We start from the raw sequence: 15,977 nt of genomic DNA on the forward strand, positions 1-15,977 counted from the left end.
CCCGGTCAGCGATGCCAAGGCCAAAGAATAATCTTGTGTGTCCCCGCGAAGGCGGGGACCCATCACCGGCCGTTTCACGATAGCACCGACCGGGGCCGGGGATGGGCTCCCGCCTTCGCGGGAGCACACATCGTTTCAGCTATGGGGTTACAGCTATTGACGCGCTGCTCAGCCCGGATAGGTCCAGGCACCGTCGCGCGCGAGGTTTTCGGCGGCGAAGTCCCAGTTGAGCAGTTCGTCGACCACGGCGCCGACATAGTCGGGGCGCACATTCTTGCGGTCGATGTAATAGGCATGTTCCCACACGTCGATGACCAGCAGCGGCTTGATGCCCTTGGTCAGCTCGGTGCCGGCGTCGTGCGTATCGGTGACCGACAGCTTGCCGTTTTCGGCAACGAGCCACGCCCAGCCCGACGCGAAGTGGTTGACCGCGGTGTCCTTGAGCTTCTTTTTCAGCTCGTCGAGCGAACCGAAGTCGCGGTCGATCGCCGCGGCGAGGTCGCCCGAGGGAGCGGTCTTCGACGGCGCCATGCTGTTCCAGTAGAAGGCATGGTTCCACGACTGCGCCGAATTGTTGAACAGACCCTTGTTGCCCGCCCCTTCGGCGTGGTGAATGATCTCCTCGAGGCTCTTGTCGGCAAGGTCGGTGCCCTCGATCGCGGCATTCACCTTGTCGACATAGGTCTTGTGGTGCTTGCCATGATGCGTCTGCAACGTTTCGGCCGAAATATGCGGCGCCAGCGCGTCTTCGGCATAGGGCAGCGGCGGAAAGGCGATCGTCATGGCAGTCTCCATTTTCTGTATGAACTATGGGGTCACTAACTCGGTATCGCGCTTAGCGGTTGCAACCCTGTGAAGGCAAATATTCATCACCTTCTTCCTTCTCCGAAGAAGCGATCAGTCCATTTGCAAGCCTCGGCCGCTATCGACCAAAAGGCGATCTGTCATTCATCGTCATCCCGGACTTGATCCGGGATCCAAGCTACGACCGCGGCAATGGATCCCGGATCAAGTCCGGGATGACGATGGCAGGAAAGCATCACGTCACCATCGCCTGCAACGTCGCGATCCGGTCGGCCTCTTCGGCGGGCTTGTCGCGGCGGATGCGCGCGATGCGGGGAAAGCGCATCGCGAGCCCCGACTTGTGGCGCTTCGACGCATGGATCGAATCGAAGGCGACTTCGAGCACCAGTGCCTTTTCGACCTCGCGCACCGGACCGAAGCGGTCGACGGTGTGATCGCGGACGAATTTATCGAGCCATTTCAGCTCCTCGTCCGTGAAACCCGAATAGGCCTTTCCCACCGGCAACAATTCGCCCGCGTCGGTCCAGCAGCCGAAGGTATAATCCGAATAGAAGCTCGCGCGCCGCCCGTTGCCGCGCTGGGCATACATCATCACGCAGTCGGCGGTGAGCGGGTCGCGCTTCCATTTATACCACAGGCCCGCGCGGCGTCCCGCGACATAGGGCGCATCGCGCCGCTTGAGCATCACCCCCTCGATCGCCGCGTCGCGCGCGCCGGCCCTCAGTTCGGCAAGATGATCGAAATGATCGGCCTCGATCACCGGCGACAGGTCGAAATGGCTTTCCGCAAGGCGCGGAACAAAGGCTTCGAGCTGCCGCCGCCGCGCCTCCCACGGCAGGCCGCGCAGATCCTCCCCGTCGACGTCGAGCAGGTCGTACACGCGCACAAAGGCGGGAAAGTCGGCGAGCATCCTCTTCGTCACCGTCTTGCGCCCCAGCCGCTGCTGGAGCGCGTTGAAGCTCGCCGCGCCGCCCTCGACCCCGCCCTGCGCTTCGCCGCGCACAAGCAATTCGCCGTCGATCACCGCATCCTGGTCGAAGGCTGCGACGAGTTCGGGAAAGGCGCCGCTTATCTCCTCGCCGCCGCGGCTGTAGATGCGCGTCTCGCCGCCCCTCCGGCCACCGGCTCGTACGATCTGGACGCGGATGCCATCCCATTTCCATTCGGCAGCAAAATCTGCAAGGTCGATCGCCTCCTGCTCGAGCGGATGGGCGAGCATGAAGGGACGAAAGAACGGGACATCGGCAAGGTCGGGGCGCGGAGCCCGCCCTTCGCCCCATGCAAAGAGCGGCTGGTAAGGCGCTGGGATCGCATGCCAAAGCTCTTCGACATCGTCGATGGGCACGTCGAACGCCTGCGCGAACGCCTGTTTGGCGAGCCGCGCCGACACGCCGACGCGCATTCCGCCGAGCGCGAGCTTTAGCAAGGCGTACCGCCCGTCGGCATCGAGCCGGTCGAGCAGCGCGGCGAGAATTGCGGGCGCGTCGCTGCGGCTGGCGGCGGAGAGCGCAGCGACGGCCTGGGAAACCGTTAAGCCCCTCCCCTTCAGGGGAGGGGTTTGGGGTGGGGGCTCGATACCTTGCGCAAGGCCTCTGGCCCCCACCCCCGTCCCCTCCCCTGAAGGGGAGGGGCGAACAGGTTCGGGCCACAGCAGCGCCGCCGTCTCGGCCGTATCGCCAACGAATTGACGCGACAGGCGAAACAATTCCTCGTCGACGCGGGTCGCGAGCAGCGCGCGCACCGTTCCCGCCTTCACCGCCGGAAAATCGAGCGCATCGGTCAGCGCCGCAAGCGCCCAGCCGCGGTCGGGATCGGGGGTATGTTTCAGATAGTCGACGATCAGCGCGAGCTTCGTGTTGCGCGAGCGCGTGTAGATCAGCCGGTCGATCAGGGCCGCGAAACGCTTCACGCCTCCTCCTCCAGGTCGCGGCCGACCAGATGCAGCGCGCGCGCCTTGCGCTGGTGGAGTTCGCACCAGCGCAGCAGGCCGTCCTCGCTGCCGTGGGTGATCCAGCTTTCCTGCGGGTTCACCTCGGCGATCGTCGCGGTGAGTTCGTCCCAGTCGGCATGGTCCGACAGGACGAGCGGCAGCTCGACCATGCGTTGCCGCGCGCGTTGGCGCACGCGCATCCAGCCCGACGCCATCGCCGTCACCGGATCGGGCAGTCGCCGCGACCAGCGATCGTTCAGCGCCGCCGGCGGCGCGAGCACGATCTGCCCCGCCATCTCCGCCTTGTCGGCATCGCTGACGAGGCGTAGCTCGCCCAGGTCGACGCCATGCTCGGCATAGAGCGCGCACATGCGTTCGAGCGCGCCGTGGATGAAGATCGGCGCATCCCAGCCGGCGCGGCGCAGCTCGGCGATCACGCGCTGCGCCTTCCCCAGCGCATAGGCGCCGATCAGCACCGCGCGATCGGGTTCGGCGCGCACCGCGGCGAGCAGCTTGGCGATCTCTTCGGCGGTCGGCGGGTGCCGGAAGACCGGAAGACCGAAAGTCGCCTCGGTAATGAAGATGTCGCACGGCACGACCTCGAACGGCATACAGGTCGGATCGGCGCGGCGCTTGTAATCGCCGGTGACCACGATCCGCTCGCCGGCATGCTCCATCAGGATTTGCGCGCTGCCGAGAACATGGCCCGCCGGATGGAAGGAAAAGCGAACGCCGCCACGCTCGAACCCGTCGCCGTAGGACAAGGCGGCATTATGGCTCGCCGCGGCGTCGATGCCATAGCGCAGCGCCATGATCGCCAGCGTTTCGGGGGTCGCGAACACCGCTTCATGCCCGCTACGCGCATGGTCGGCATGGCCGTGGGTCACTGCCGCGCGCGCGACGGGGCGCGAGGGGTCGATCCACAGGTCGGCGGGCCTGACATAAAGGCCGTGGGGATGCGGCTCGAGCCAGTGCGTCGCCTTTGCCATCAGGCGGCGAGCTTTCGCGCATGGACAAGGTCGGCGACGAACGCCTTGCGCTCCTGCGCGGCACGATCGCGGTCGGGCAGGCGCAGCAGGAAAGAGGGATGGACCGTCGCGATCAGCTTCGCTCCGCCCGCAAGGTCGTGCACTTCGCCGCGCATCGACGCGATGCTGACGCTTTTGCCGACCACCCCGCGCAGCGCGCTGCCGCCCAGGGTGACGATCAGCCGGGGCGCGACAAGTTCGCGTTCCTTGTCGAGCCACCAACGGCAGATGTCGATTTCGCCTGCGGTCGGCGTCTGGTGAAGCCGCCTCTTTCCGCGCGGTTCGAACTTGAAATGCTTGACCGCGTTGGTCAGGAACAGCCTGTGTCGATCGAGGCCGGCCGCCGCCAGTGCGTCGTCGAGAAGCTGCCCCGCCGGACCGACAAAGGGGCGGCCCTGCAAATCCTCCCGATCGCCGGGCTGTTCGCCGACAAGCATGATCCGTGCATCCTTTGGCCCCTCGCCCGTCACGCCCTGTGTCGCGTTGCAATAGATCGGACATCGCGTGCAGCGATCGACCGCGCGCGCGAGCTGGTCGAGCGTTTCGATCGCTTCGGCGGGGACATCGTCGTCGGTCATGCGCTTGCGCCATTTCTCCGTTCGCGAGTTCGCAGCCGAAACGGCCACCGCGCGCATCCGTTCCACCCGCGCCCCGGCGCCCGCCAGGAGGGACGCGATATCCTGCGCCTCGGGAAGGTTCTTCCAGTATTTTTTCGGCATCTCCGCGCGCATCGCGGCGACCTTGACCCGCGCGGGGTTGAAGATCGCGCCATAATAGGTTCGCCACTGATCCTCGACCACGTCGCTGTCCGGAACCTCGTCGCGCGTACCGCCGGGACCATAGCTCAGCGCCTCATCCTTCCAGATCGCCCGCGCGTCGGGGGTGACGATCGCCCAGTCCATGCCGGTAAAGCGGCGCTGGAAAAAAGGCGCCGTCAGCCGCACGATGCGGTGCGCGGGCTCGAACCACGCGGCGAAACTCTCACGCCCCGCGGCTTCGCCGATGCGGCGGAAGCGCACGAAGGCGTGCATCTTGTGCATGTCGCGGCGGACGGCCTTGTCGGCGTTCATCAACCAGTCGACGTCCGGATCGGTGCGGCGTTCGAGCAGATGCCGGTCGGCGACCGCGCGCCAGATCACGCGATAGAGGCGCGCTGGCACATCGCCATCGCGGTGACAGGCGACACGTTCCGCAATGGCCAGCAGGTCGCGCGGGATGGACACGGTGGCCCCGGCCGATGCCGCAGGTGGCGGCGCGCCGAACAAAGAGGCGCTCTCATCGACGCCGCGCCAGCTTACTGCTTCGGGCGCGACGCCCTCCGCCAGCAAAAGCCGCGCCGCGCGCCGCCATTCCGCGAAATCGCCCGGGGTATGGAGGACCACCTCCCTCACAGCGCGAACGCGAGCTGTTCGGGCGGCGGCGCAAAGCGCGCGCGCAGGTCGGCGCTGTCGGTCAGCTTGCCGGGACGCCAATCGGGCGTGACGATGAAAGGCAGCAATTTCCTTACCGAAATCGTCAGCTTCGCCAGATCGCCGAGCCGCAGCGCGCCGAACCGCCGCGCCGCGACGATTCGCTCGACCGCGCGCGTGCCAAGTCCCGGCACCCGCAACAGCATCTCGCGCGGGGCGCGATTGACGTCGACCGGGAAAGCCTCGCGCCGCTGGAGCGCCCAGGCGAGCTTGGGGTCGATCGACAGGTCGAGCATGCCGTCGCACGCGCCCGCCATGATTTCGGCGCGTTCGAACCCATAGAAACGGAGCAGCCAGTCAGCCTGATAGAGCCGATGCTCGCGCATCAGCGGCGGCCGCACCGGCGGCAGGTCGCCGCTCGCGTCGGGAATGGGGCTATAAGCCGAATAATAGACGCGGCGCAGCCGATAGCCCGAATAGAGATTGGTCGCGGCCTGCAATATATCGTCGTCGCGGGCTCCGTCGGCACCGACGATCATCTGCGTCGATTGGCCTGCCGGCGCAAAGCGCGGCGGCTTCGCCTTGCCGATCAACCGGCTCTTCGCAGCGTCGAGCACGTCGGCTTCGCGGGTTCGGACCGACGCCATCGTCTTGCGGATCGTCGCCGGCTTCTTCTCGGGCGCGAAGCTTGCCAGCCCCGCTTCGGTCGGAAGCTCGACATTGGTCGAGAGGCGGTCGGCATACAGACCAGCAAGCGCGATCAGCGCCGGGTCCGCGCCGGCGATCGTCTTCAGGTGGATATAGCCCGCGAAGCGATGCTCCTCGCGCAACAGGCGCGCGACCTCGACCAGCTGCTCCATCGTATAATCTTCGGACCGGATAATCCCCGAAGAGAGGAACAGGCCTTCGATATAATTGCGCTTGTAGAAATCGAGCGTCAGCGCAGCGACCTCGTGCGGGGCGAACCGCGCCCGCGCTACGTTGCTCGACGCTCGATTGATACAGAACCGGCAATCGTACACGCAGAAATTGGTGAGCAATATTTTCAACAGCGAGATACAGCGGCCATCGGGCGCATAGCTGTGGCATATGCCCATGCCTTCAGTCGACCCGATCCCCTTGCTCGCCATCGAATCGCGCCGCACCGTTCCCGACGACGCGCAGGAGGCGTCATATTTGGCGGCATCGGCAAGAATCGCGAGCTTTTGAAGGGGCGACTTGTCGTTCATCGCGCCAGCTTAGCATTCGGAACGAAGCAAGAACAAACATGAATTAGCCTGATCGACTTTTTCTTTGGCCGTCATCGGCGGCGTCGATGGAACGGCTGGCCGCACTGTGCCGTTAGTAGAGCGAGCGCCGTTCGGCGCCCCTCAATCACAGACAAGAGAAAGGACCGTCCATGTCCAGCGACACGATGGAAGCCGTCACCAAGCCCACGAAGGTCGACACCGGGATCACCTCCGCCAAGCGCAAGAAGGTCGCGCAGACGCTTCGCGAAGCCCTGGCCGACAGCTTCACCCTCTATTTGAAGACGCTCGGCGTCCACTGGAACGTCGTCGGTGCGGGCTTCTACAGCGTCCACAAGCTGACCGAAGAGCAATATACCGACCTCGACGACGCGATCGACGCGATCGCGGAGCGTATTCGCGCACTCGGCGAACTCGCCCCCGCCTCGTTCGTCGAATTCGGCGACCTGTCCCAGATCACCAGCGACAAGGTCCCGCACAAGGCGGAAGACATGCTGGCGGTGCTGATCGCGGACAATGAGGCCGCTGCGAAACGGATGCGCGATTTCGTTGCGGTCGCCGAAGAAGCCGACGACGTGTTTACCGCCGACATGCTGACCGCGCGGATCGGTAAGCATGAGGAAAATGCCTGGATGCTCCGCGCCCTTGCAGCGTGAAGCCTCGGCCGGAAGAGGGGGGCCGCCGCCGCGCGCCCCTTCCCGGCTCGCCCTTCAGCGTCCGCCGACGCCGCGGCCAAGCCGCATACGAAACGCGTCGAGGTGAAAATAGCTCGGATCGAAATCGCACATTTCAGCCAGCGCATCCTGATCGAGGAAGCGGATGTGCTGGCGGTTCATTTCGATCAGGCCAGCCCGCACGAGGCGGCGCAAGACGCGGTTGGTATGAATGGGCGTCAGGCCAAGCGTGTCGGCAATCTGTGTCTGGGTTAGCGGCAGGGGCATCGCATCCTCGCTTGCCTGGTTGACGATCCGGGCACGGCGATGCAGTTCCAGGAGCAGGTGACCGATGCGCTCCTGCGCCGTCTGGCGGCCGTTGCGGACGATCTGTTCGCGCAGGAACGCCTCTTCCTGCACCTGCGTCCACCAAAAGGCCATGCTCAGCGCGCCCGAGCCCGCCAATATGTCGCGCACCGCGCCGGGCGCGACCGCGTAGAGCGACCCGTCGGTCACCGTGACGATACTATGGTCGGCCTCGGCCGCGACAAGGACCTGCAAGTCGAAGATATCGCCGGGCAGCAGGATGTTGAGGATCTGGCGTCGCCCGTCCTCGAGCGCCTTGAAACGCGCGGCCCATCCGTCGCGCATCACCAGCACCGCGTCCATTTCCTGACCCGCGCTGATGATCTGGGTATTCGCCGAAAAACGGCGCGGCGCGACCGACAGTCCCGCAAGCGCCGCGCGCTCCGCCTCCCCCAGATCGCTGTAATAATGCAGCCGCGCGATCAGCGCCTCGAGTGCCATTTCGTCCCCGTCCCCGGGGCTCATCGCCCCGCCCCTATGCTTCGCGCCACTTTGCCGGCAGCGTGATGTTAACGACCAGGCCCGTCGGCTCCCACAGGCGCTCGATCGTCCCGCCAAGGTTATTACGAACGCTGCGTTCCATCAGCAAGGTGCCAAAACTCGTACGGTCGGGTGCGATCACATCGCCGCTTCCCCCGCTTTCGGCCCATGTCATCCGGAACTGCCTGTCCTCCGCGTCGCCTTCGTCCTGCGACCAGGTAACGTCGACGCGGCCGCCTTCGGCCGACAGCGCGCCATGCTTGACCGCGTTGGTCGCCAGCTCGTTGAACAGCAACGCCATGGCAACGAGCGCATTTTCGGGCAACAGCAGGTCGGGGCCCGACCAGCGCACACGCGGAAAGGCAGCCTCGACCTCCTGCATCAGCGCATACATCGACCCGGTCATGAAATTGGCGCCGAGCAGGACGTTCTGCGCGCGGTTCAGCGCGTCGAGCCGGCTGCTGATCCGTTCGACATAATCGTCGACGTCGTGCGCCGAATGGCGCGTGAGCGAGATGATCGCGCCGACGGTGGCGAACAGGTTACGCATCCGATGATGCAGTTCGCGCATCAGCAGATTGGCATTTTCCTGCCGGCTCTTTTGCTCGGTGATGTCGAGGCTGATCCCCATCAGTACCGCATCGTTCGCCTGCACGTCCCAATCGGCGCGTGCGGCGAGCCAGCGCACCCCCTTTTCGGGATGGACGACGCGATATTCGGTGACATAGCTGCCGCCGGACGCCACCGATTCCTCAAGCACCTTGCGCACCCGGTCGCGGTCGTCGGGATGCATGCGATCGAAAACGCCGTCGACATCGCCGAGCGCGTCGGCATGGTCGGCGCCCCACAGGTCGGCGACCGCGCCGCGCCAGCGAACCTCCCCTGTCCGCGCGTCATAAAGCCACGTCGCGATGCCCGAGAAATCGAGCGCCCGTTCGAGCATATGGCGCGCTTCGTCGCGTTCGACCGCGGTGCGGCGCAGTTCGGCTTCCGCCATGATGATCGCGGCAAAATCCTCGAGCCGTTCCAGTTCGCGTCGATCGAGCCCCGGTCGAACCTTGCGGTCGATGATACACAGAGTTCCGAGCACCGCGCCATTATAGGCGCGCAGCGGAACTCCGGCATAGAAACGGATATCCGGTTCGCCGGTGACGAGCGGATTGTCGCGAAAGCGGGGGTCGAGCCGCGCATCGGCGACGATCAGCGGCTTGTCGTCGGCGATCACATGCTCGCAAAAGCTGATATCGCGCGGCGTTTCCGGCACATCGAGACCATAGGCAGATTTGAACCATTGGCGGCAGTCGTCGACGAGCGACACCAGCGCGATCGGCGCGTCGAACAGGTCGGCGACCAGCTTGGTCACACGGTCGAAAGCCTGTTCCGGGCCGGTATCCATGATGCGGTATTCGCGAAGGGTCCTCAGCCGCCGGCGCTCTTCGAACTCCGCGTCCCTCTCCCCACCGTCCGCCAACTGCCGCCCCCCCTCGCCTGCCGATGCCGCCGCATCGTTCGATTTCCAGGGCCGCTGTGCCATGAAACTGGTCCCTACAAAAGCATGCTGGCCCCAAAAAACGGACCCAACCGCTGACAAATCAACGGTCCGGGCCCCGGCCCCGAAGCGTCCCGTCCACGATTACGCATTATCCCGTAACAAGTTGCAGCCCTTTTTGGCGCTTTTGTCGCGCGAGATGGGAACCAGACCGCCGCGGAGGGCGTATGACCCCTTTAAGAGGGAGGTCTTCTGCATGAGCCTGGGCGATGAAATTCGCGGACATCTGCCGTTCCTGCGCCGCTACGCGCGCGCGCTGACGGGAAGCCAGCAGCACGGCGACAATTTCGTTCACACCTTGCTCGAAGTGATCGTTGCCGCGCCCGACGAATTCGCGTCCGGCGACGGGACGCGTATCGACCTCTACCGCGCCTTCCATCGCATCTGGGAAAGCGCGTTCATCGACGACGGCGAAAACGACAGCGACGAAGACGCGCTGGTGCGCGCCGCGAACCGGCGGCTGGCGCGGATCACCCCGCTCGGCCGTCAGATCCTGTTGCTGACCGCGCTCGAAGGATTTTCGACCGACGAGGCGGCGCGGATAACAGGAACCGACGAAGCGACCGTCGAGACCCTGCTCGGCGAAGCGGTTGCCGACCTCGACCGCGAATCGCGCACCTCGGTCCTCATCATCGAGGACGAGCCGCTGATCGCGCTGGAGCTCGAAGAAATCGTGCGCGGCCTGGGTCACGAAGTCGCCGGCGTCGCCGCAACCCACGCCGATGCCGTCGCGGCATTCGAGAGGACCGAAGCCGGGCTCGTGCTCGCCGATATCCAACTGGCCGACGGGTCGTCGGGGATCGACGCGGTGCAGGACATTCTGGCGCTCGCCCCGGTGCCGACGATCTTCATCACCGCCTTCCCCGAACGGCTGCTGACCGGAAACCGCGTCGAACCGACCTTTCTGATCTCGAAACCGTTTCGTGAAAATACCGTGCGCGCGGCGATCAGCCAGAGCCTGCTCTTCACCCCGGAGCTCGCGGCCTGACCCCGGAAGCGGTCGCTAACCGTCGGCGCCGGGACCGTTCGCGGTCAGATCGTCGACCTTGTCCATGATCGCGGCAAAGGTTTCGCTGGCAGGCAGGACATCGGTACTGCGCAGCGGCATGTCACCGCCATCCAATATATCGTGTAAGGCCGAGCGGGCGCGCGAGACGCGGCTTTTCATCGTGCCGACCGCGCAGCCACAGATGGCGGCGCCTTCTTCATAGCTGAGGCCGCCCGCCCCGATAAGCACCAGCGCCTCGCGCTGATCGACCGGCAATTGCAGCAGCGCGCGCTGAACGTCGGCCAGATGCAGGCTGTCGTCCTGATCGTCGGGTGCCACCAAAAGCCGCTCGGCGGCGAGTTCGTCGTAATCGGCGGTGAATTTCTTGCGCCGCATCTGCGACAGAAAGCAATTGCGCAGGATGACGAAGGCCCAACTTTTCATGCTCGATGGACCCGGCACATATTGCGCGCGCGCCTTCCACGCCTTGAGCATGGTTTCCTGGACCAGGTCGTCGGCCATGTCGGCATTGCCGCACAGGCTGCGCCCGAACGCGCGCAGGTGCGGCAGCATCGCGGCGAGTTCGCGCTTGAAACTCGCGTCGTCGAGCGGCTGGGGAGCGATATCGGTCGTCATCGCCTGCTAAGGCCCGGGCGCTGGAGAGGCGGAACGGAAATATATTTCATCTTCGCGCGGCTTAGCCGGTGGCGCGGGCAAAGCAAAGCCCAAGTGCGGAGGCGCCGCTCGTGCCGGCCGGGCCGTCACACGGCTGTGCCGCTGCGATGCCCCAGCGCCAGGAAGTTCGCAAGCATATGCTCGTCCTGCGGATCGAGGCGGCCGTTCGCCGCAAGCCGGGCCAGATTTTCGTCGTGCCCACGGAACAGCGGGGTATAGAGCATCGACCACCCGGCAAATTCGCGCTCTTCGATCACGCGCCGCCGAATTTCGATCATGCCGTTGTGACGCCGGTCGGCGCGGATCGCGGCAAGGCACGCCTCGACCTTTTCGATCGGCCCTTCGAGAAGCTGCATGAAATTCTGGCCGTTATAGATCAACGCACCGGTCAGTTGGTCGCGCGCGTTATTGCGCTGCGCGGTTTCGAGAAGGGCGAGGATATCGTCTTGCGTCAGGCCGGGATCGGCCACGCTGACATAGATGACGGAGAGCAAGTGCGGCCCTTTCCTTGAACTGGCGCTAAGCCGCCAGAGAGCTGTTCTAGTCGCTCGCCCGCGCTGTGGCGTTAATCTGAGTTAGGGCGAACTGTGGTTTCTTGGCAACGCCCCAATTCGAAAAATCGCACGCGCCGGGAACTTGCGCCCCCTTCTGTCGTTGCTTTGTCATGGCAACGCACGGCGATAACAGGATGAACGGCAAAGGCGCTCCGCGCCCGGTGACCGACGCGTCCCCGAAGGCCCGAGGGAGCTTCCCCGGCACGGGCGGTGATCAGTGGCACCGCGCGCTTACGGGGCGTCAGTCGCCCGAGCCGGTGAGCGCGAAACTGCGCATGATCTATGGCAATATCGTTGCGGAGGATCTTCCCGACCGCATGCTCGACCTCCTGTCCCAGCTCGATCAGAAAAGCCCCGAATGACCCGTCCCCAAGCTGCTTTGCAGCCCTCCGACGACAACGGCCTGTCCGACAGCGAATTCAAGGCGTTGCTCGCGGACGTCATTCCCCATTTGCGCGCCTATGGGCGAAGCCTGTGCGGAAATCCGGACCTGGCCGACGACCTGACTCAGGATACGATGGTCAAGGCATGGGCGTCGCGCGCACGATTCGAGCGCGGAACGTCGATCAAGGCCTGGACCTTCGTTATCCTGCGCAACACCTTTCTGTCCCAGATGCGGCGCAACAAGTTCAAGGGCGAATATGACGAAGGCGTCGTCGAACGCACGCTCGCGACGCCGGCCGCGCAGGAGGATTCGGGCGAAATGGCCGACCTGCAACGCGGACTGATGGAATTGCCGCAGGACCAGCGCGAGGCGCTGATCCTCGTTGGTGCCGGCGGCATGTCGTACGAAGAGGCGGCACAGATCTGCGACTGCGCGCTCGGCACGATGAAGAGCCGGGTTTCGCGCGCGCGAACGGCGCTCGAAGACATCATGGCGAGCGGCCAATTTTCGCAAAAACGGTCGGATGCACCGCCGGCGAGCGAGGCGGTCGACGCGATCATGGGCAGCGTCGAGGAAATCGCCGCGCGGCGCGGAAGCGAACGATAGGCTCCCGATCCTGCCCCCTCGACTTTGCGGCATCGCCGCGCCAGAACGGCGCTGTCCTCCACAACAAGGCGACGTCCGGCATGAAAACTCTTCCGACATTCACGCTCGCCGCGGTCTTCGTCGTTGCCGCCTGTTCGGCCGGCAGCGCGCCGAGCGAAGCCGCGTCGGGCGACATGGCCGCACTCGATGCGTCGGGCAAGCAGCCCGCCGCCCCGCTCGCGGATGCGCCCTTCACCGTCGAGGAGGTCGCCGAATTCGACGAACCTTGGGCCATGACCTTCCTGCCCGGCGGCAAGCGCGCGCTCGTCACGGAGAAGGCCGGCAAGCTCAAGCTGTGGCAGGCTGACGGCGAGACGCTGGAGGTCGCGGGCGCCCCCACGGTTGCCTATGGCGGGCAGGGCGGGTTCGGCGACGTGATCCTGGCGCCCGATTTCGCATCGAGCGGCAGCGTCTATCTCAGCTGGATCGAGGCGGGCGGCGGCGACACCTATGGCGCCGTCGTCGGCAAGGCCAGGCTGGTCGATGGCGCCTCGCCGCGTCTCGAAGGGCTCGCGACCATCTGGAAACAGGACCCCAAAGTCCCCGGCCGCGGCCATTTCTCGCACCGGCTCGCCTTTTCGCCCGACGGGCAATATCTGTTCATCAGTTCGGGCGAGCGGCAGAAATTCGATCCCGCGCAGGACATGGACAAGAATCTGGGCAAGGTCATCCGCCTGAAGCCCGATGGCAGCATTCCCGCCGACAATCCCTTTGCCGACGCTTCAGGATCCGATCGGAACGGCATCACCGCCCAAATCTGGTCGCTCGGCCACCGCAACCTGCTGGGGCTGGCATTCGACGGCACCGGACGGCTGTGGCAGCAGGAGATGGGACCAAAGGGCGGCGACGAGGTCAACCTCGTCGAACGCGGCGCGAATTACGGCTATCCGATCGTATCGAACGGCGACCATTATGACGGCAAGGATATCCCCGACCACCCGACGCATCCCGAATTCACCGCGCCCAAGCTGTGGTGGAATCCGTCGATTTCGCCGGCCGGGCTCGCCTGGTACGATGGCAGCCTCTATCCGGGCTGGAAGAACAGCCTTCTGATGGGCGCGCTGTCGGGCGAAGGGCTGATCCGCATGGCGATCGACGGCGACGCGCTGCACAAGTCCGACCGCTGGGATTTCGGGACGCGCATCCGCGAGGTCGAGGTCAACGAGGACGGATCGGTCTGGCTCCTGACCGACGGGAAGGACGGCAAGCTGGTGAAGCTGGTTCCGAAGGGCTGATGATCCGCGCCTTCCTCTCTCGCCGCGCCGAATGGCCGGCGCGCGTGCCCGATCCCGACGCGCCCCCCCGGCTCGGACTGCTGTGGCGCGAGGCGGGGGCCTTGCTGCGCGCGATCGGCGGCCGCGTCCGGCCCATGCCGCCCGAAGCCAATCCGGACAGCCCCTATCCGCCCGTCATGGTCCTGCCGGGCTTCCTGTCGGGCGACTGGGCCACCAAAGCGCTGCGCGCCGACCTGCGCCGCGCGGGCTTCCGCTGCTACGCCTGGGGCCTGGGCTTCAATCGCGGCGCGACCGCCGACATCATCGAGCGCATCGACGGCCGTGTCGAGTGGATCATGGCGCGCACCGGACGAGCGCCCGCCCTCGTCGGCTGGAGCCTGGGCGGCATTTATGCCCGCGAATATGCGAAGCATCATCCAGGCAAGGTCGCGCGCGTGGTGACGCTGGGGTCGCCTTTCTCGGGCAGCCGCCGCGCCAATCGCGCGTGGCGCCTCTATCACCTGATCGCGCGCCACCCGGTCGACAATCCGCCGATCGATTTCCACCCGGCCCCGCGCCCGGAAATGCCGACCTTCGCGCTCTGGTCGAAGCACGACGGCGTCATCGCGGTGAACAGCGCGCGCGGCCTTCCGCACGAAAGCGACCGGCAGATAGAGGTCGATTGCGGCCATATGGGCTTCGCCTATGCCCCGACATCGGTCGCAGCGATCGCGAAAGCCCTGACCGAGAAGGTCGACGAGGACGCCGCCGCGACCCGATGACAGACGCCGATCTCGCGGACTTCATCCGCGCCAACCTGCCCGTCGCACCCGTCCCCGGCATTCCCGAAATCCGCCTGCACGGCGCCGTGCCCTCGAGCGGCATCGGACGGCTGGCGCAGGACGACCGGGCCGGCGTCGCCGCCCCCTATTGGGCGCATCGCTGGGCGGGCGGGCTTGCGCTTGCTCGCCATGCGCTCGACCGACCCGGGATCGTGCGCGGCCGCCGAGTCCTCGATCTTGGCGCGGGATCGGGACTCGTTGGAATCGCCGCGGCGATAGCCGGAGCGACGTCGGTCACGGCGGTCGAACGCGATCGCCACGCGGTCGCGGCGCTACGCCTCAATGCGACGCTGAACGACGTCGACGTCGCGGTGTGCCATGCCGATGTCGGCGCCTTGCCCGTCCCCGACGCCGACCTCGTGCTGGTCGGCGACCTCTTCTACACCGAAGACCTCGCCGGCCGCGTTACCGCCTTTCTCGCCCGCTGCCTCGATGCGGGGCTCGATATCCTCGTCGGCGATCCGTGGCGCCGCCCGCTACCGCTCGATCGACTTCGGGAAGTCGCCCGCTACGATGTCTTTGAAAGCGGCTTGCGGACAACGGCGAGCGGCGTCTTCCGTTTTCGCCCTCAGCATACGTCGATGCGATAGCCCGCCCCGGCGCGCCACCGGAAACGCATCCGTCCTGGGCGGCATCCCCTCTCGCCCGTCGCCGCGAAACCGAGCCGCCGCAGCAGCGCGCGCGAACGCTCGTTGGCCGGATGGCATTCGGCGACGATCGCACAGTCCGGCCGCGACGCCGCAAGCGACGCGACCATCGCGCCGACCGCCTCGGTCGCCAGTCCCCTGCCCCGTGCCGCCGCCGCAAACCAGTAACCGACTTCATATTCCCGGCCCGGCCGGCGGTGAACGCCGATAACGCCAACCAAGGCCGCATCGCGCCGGTCGCGCACCGCATGGTACACGTCGCCTCCGCCCGATGCCGCGATCAGGGCGCGCGCATCGCTTTCGGTGAACGGATCGGGCAGGAAATGCACCTGCGACGTCACCGAAGCATCGGTGATCGCAGACAGGGCACGCGCATCGTCCGCCAACAGGGGCGTGATGCGACAATGGTCGGTCGACAAGGCAAGCAAGGTATCGGTCATGTCGCGTCTTCTTCAAAAGCGCACGCCGTGACCGGAGGGGGTAGTGGTGTGATGATGACCATTCGCCTGTCCGAACACGGCGGCGATGGTCACAGGATGATGCCATGCCGCTCCTAGATAA

The 15,977-nt window shown here is 65.8% G+C and carries 17 protein-coding genes; 7 read left to right on the plus strand and 10 right to left on the minus strand.

From position 1 onward, the window contains the following. Window positions 1-168 precede the first annotated feature (168 nt). The 5 genes from AC58D2_RS03580 to AC58D2_RS03600 all read right to left on the minus strand — a co-directional run bounded on the left by AC58D2_RS03580 (window position 169) and on the right by AC58D2_RS03600 (window position 6,400). The gene (locus tag AC58D2_RS03580; RefSeq protein WP_497387402.1) at window positions 169-783 is read right to left on the minus strand and encodes a superoxide dismutase; all 615 of its coding nucleotides are present in this window, start codon (window positions 781-783) and stop codon (window positions 169-171) included. A gap of 256 nt (window positions 784-1,039) precedes the next feature. Next, window positions 1,040-2,713 carry a cisplatin damage response ATP-dependent DNA ligase gene (locus AC58D2_RS03585; protein WP_497387404.1) on the minus strand — a complete coding sequence of 558 codons (1,674 nt, stop codon included), beginning with the start codon at window positions 2,711-2,713 and terminating at the stop codon, window positions 1,040-1,042. Next, on the minus strand, window positions 2,710-3,723 hold the full coding sequence (locus tag AC58D2_RS03590; RefSeq protein WP_497387406.1) for a ligase-associated DNA damage response exonuclease: 1,014 nt from the start codon (window positions 3,721-3,723) through the stop codon (window positions 2,710-2,712). The genes AC58D2_RS03585 and AC58D2_RS03590 overlap by 4 nt, the downstream gene beginning before the upstream one ends. Next, complete coding sequence (locus tag AC58D2_RS03595) at window positions 3,723-5,144, minus strand: UdgX family uracil-DNA binding protein (protein ID WP_497387408.1); 1,422 nt, start codon at window positions 5,142-5,144, stop codon at window positions 3,723-3,725. Before AC58D2_RS03595 ends, AC58D2_RS03590 begins: the two co-directional genes overlap by 1 nt. A gap of 5 nt (window positions 5,145-5,149) precedes the next feature. Further along, window positions 5,150-6,400 carry a putative DNA modification/repair radical SAM protein gene (locus AC58D2_RS03600; RefSeq protein WP_497387410.1) on the minus strand — a complete coding sequence of 417 codons (1,251 nt, stop codon included), beginning with the start codon at window positions 6,398-6,400 and terminating at the stop codon, window positions 5,150-5,152. Between the two features lie 170 nt (window positions 6,401-6,570). Between AC58D2_RS03600 and AC58D2_RS03605 the strand changes: the two genes are divergently transcribed. Further along, window positions 6,571-7,074: a Dps family protein gene (locus AC58D2_RS03605; RefSeq protein ID WP_497387412.1), complete on the plus strand. Its 504-nt coding sequence runs from the start codon at window positions 6,571-6,573 to the stop codon at window positions 7,072-7,074. A gap of 54 nt (window positions 7,075-7,128) precedes the next feature. Here AC58D2_RS03605 and AC58D2_RS03610 read toward each other — a convergent pair whose 3' ends face one another. Together AC58D2_RS03610 and AC58D2_RS03615 are read right to left on the minus strand one after the other, a co-directional pair. Then, window positions 7,129-7,902 (minus strand): Crp/Fnr family transcriptional regulator, encoded by a 774-nt coding sequence (locus AC58D2_RS03610; protein WP_497387414.1) that lies wholly within the window; start codon window positions 7,900-7,902, stop codon window positions 7,129-7,131. Window positions 7,903-7,912: 10 nt separating this feature from the next. Then, window positions 7,913-9,313 carry a sensor histidine kinase gene (locus AC58D2_RS03615; RefSeq protein WP_497387416.1) on the minus strand — a complete coding sequence of 467 codons (1,401 nt, stop codon included), beginning with the start codon at window positions 9,311-9,313 and terminating at the stop codon, window positions 7,913-7,915. 349 nt (window positions 9,314-9,662) lie between these two features. Here AC58D2_RS03615 and AC58D2_RS03620 point away from each other — a divergent pair, with 349 nt between their 5' ends. Further along, the gene (locus tag AC58D2_RS03620; RefSeq protein WP_497387418.1) at window positions 9,663-10,454 is read left to right on the plus strand and encodes a response regulator; all 792 of its coding nucleotides are present in this window, start codon (window positions 9,663-9,665) and stop codon (window positions 10,452-10,454) included. A 15-nt stretch (window positions 10,455-10,469) separates the two neighbouring features. Here the strand turns inward: AC58D2_RS03620 and AC58D2_RS03625 are convergent, their stop codons facing one another. Both AC58D2_RS03625 and AC58D2_RS03630 read right to left on the minus strand, forming a co-directional pair. After that, window positions 10,470-11,090 carry a sigma-70 family RNA polymerase sigma factor gene (locus AC58D2_RS03625; RefSeq protein WP_497387420.1) on the minus strand — a complete coding sequence of 207 codons (621 nt, stop codon included), beginning with the start codon at window positions 11,088-11,090 and terminating at the stop codon, window positions 10,470-10,472. A 125-nt stretch (window positions 11,091-11,215) separates the two neighbouring features. Next, window positions 11,216-11,623 (minus strand): BLUF domain-containing protein, encoded by a 408-nt coding sequence (locus tag AC58D2_RS03630; RefSeq protein ID WP_497387422.1) that lies wholly within the window; start codon window positions 11,621-11,623, stop codon window positions 11,216-11,218. Between the two features lie 221 nt (window positions 11,624-11,844). Between AC58D2_RS03630 and AC58D2_RS03635 the strand changes: the two genes are divergently transcribed. The 5 genes from AC58D2_RS03635 (at window position 11,845) to AC58D2_RS03655 (ending at window position 15,359) form a co-directional block, all read left to right on the plus strand. Continuing rightward, window positions 11,845-12,045: a NepR family anti-sigma factor gene (locus AC58D2_RS03635; protein WP_497387424.1), complete on the plus strand. Its 201-nt coding sequence runs from the start codon at window positions 11,845-11,847 to the stop codon at window positions 12,043-12,045. Next, on the plus strand, window positions 12,042-12,674 hold the full coding sequence (locus AC58D2_RS03640) for a sigma-70 family RNA polymerase sigma factor (RefSeq protein WP_497387426.1): 633 nt from the start codon (window positions 12,042-12,044) through the stop codon (window positions 12,672-12,674). The genes AC58D2_RS03635 and AC58D2_RS03640 overlap by 4 nt, the downstream gene beginning before the upstream one ends. Before the next feature lie 80 nt (window positions 12,675-12,754). Next, window positions 12,755-13,948, plus strand: a complete 1,194-nt coding sequence (locus tag AC58D2_RS03645; protein ID WP_497387428.1) for a PQQ-dependent sugar dehydrogenase — start codon at window positions 12,755-12,757, stop codon at window positions 13,946-13,948. Further along, on the plus strand, window positions 13,948-14,709 hold the full coding sequence (locus tag AC58D2_RS03650; protein ID WP_497387430.1) for an esterase/lipase family protein: 762 nt from the start codon (window positions 13,948-13,950) through the stop codon (window positions 14,707-14,709). The genes AC58D2_RS03645 and AC58D2_RS03650 overlap by 1 nt, the downstream gene beginning before the upstream one ends. Continuing rightward, on the plus strand, window positions 14,706-15,359 hold the full coding sequence (locus AC58D2_RS03655) for a class I SAM-dependent methyltransferase (RefSeq protein ID WP_497387432.1): 654 nt from the start codon (window positions 14,706-14,708) through the stop codon (window positions 15,357-15,359). The genes AC58D2_RS03650 and AC58D2_RS03655 overlap by 4 nt, the downstream gene beginning before the upstream one ends. Here the strand turns inward: AC58D2_RS03655 and AC58D2_RS03660 are convergent. Continuing rightward, window positions 15,338-15,856 carry a GNAT family N-acetyltransferase gene (locus tag AC58D2_RS03660; RefSeq protein WP_497387434.1) on the minus strand — a complete coding sequence of 173 codons (519 nt, stop codon included), beginning with the start codon at window positions 15,854-15,856 and terminating at the stop codon, window positions 15,338-15,340. The genes AC58D2_RS03655 and AC58D2_RS03660 overlap by 22 nt on opposite strands. Between the last annotated feature and the right edge of the window lie 121 nt (window positions 15,857-15,977).

This window comes from Sphingopyxis sp. CR5 (genome assembly GCF_059693785.1).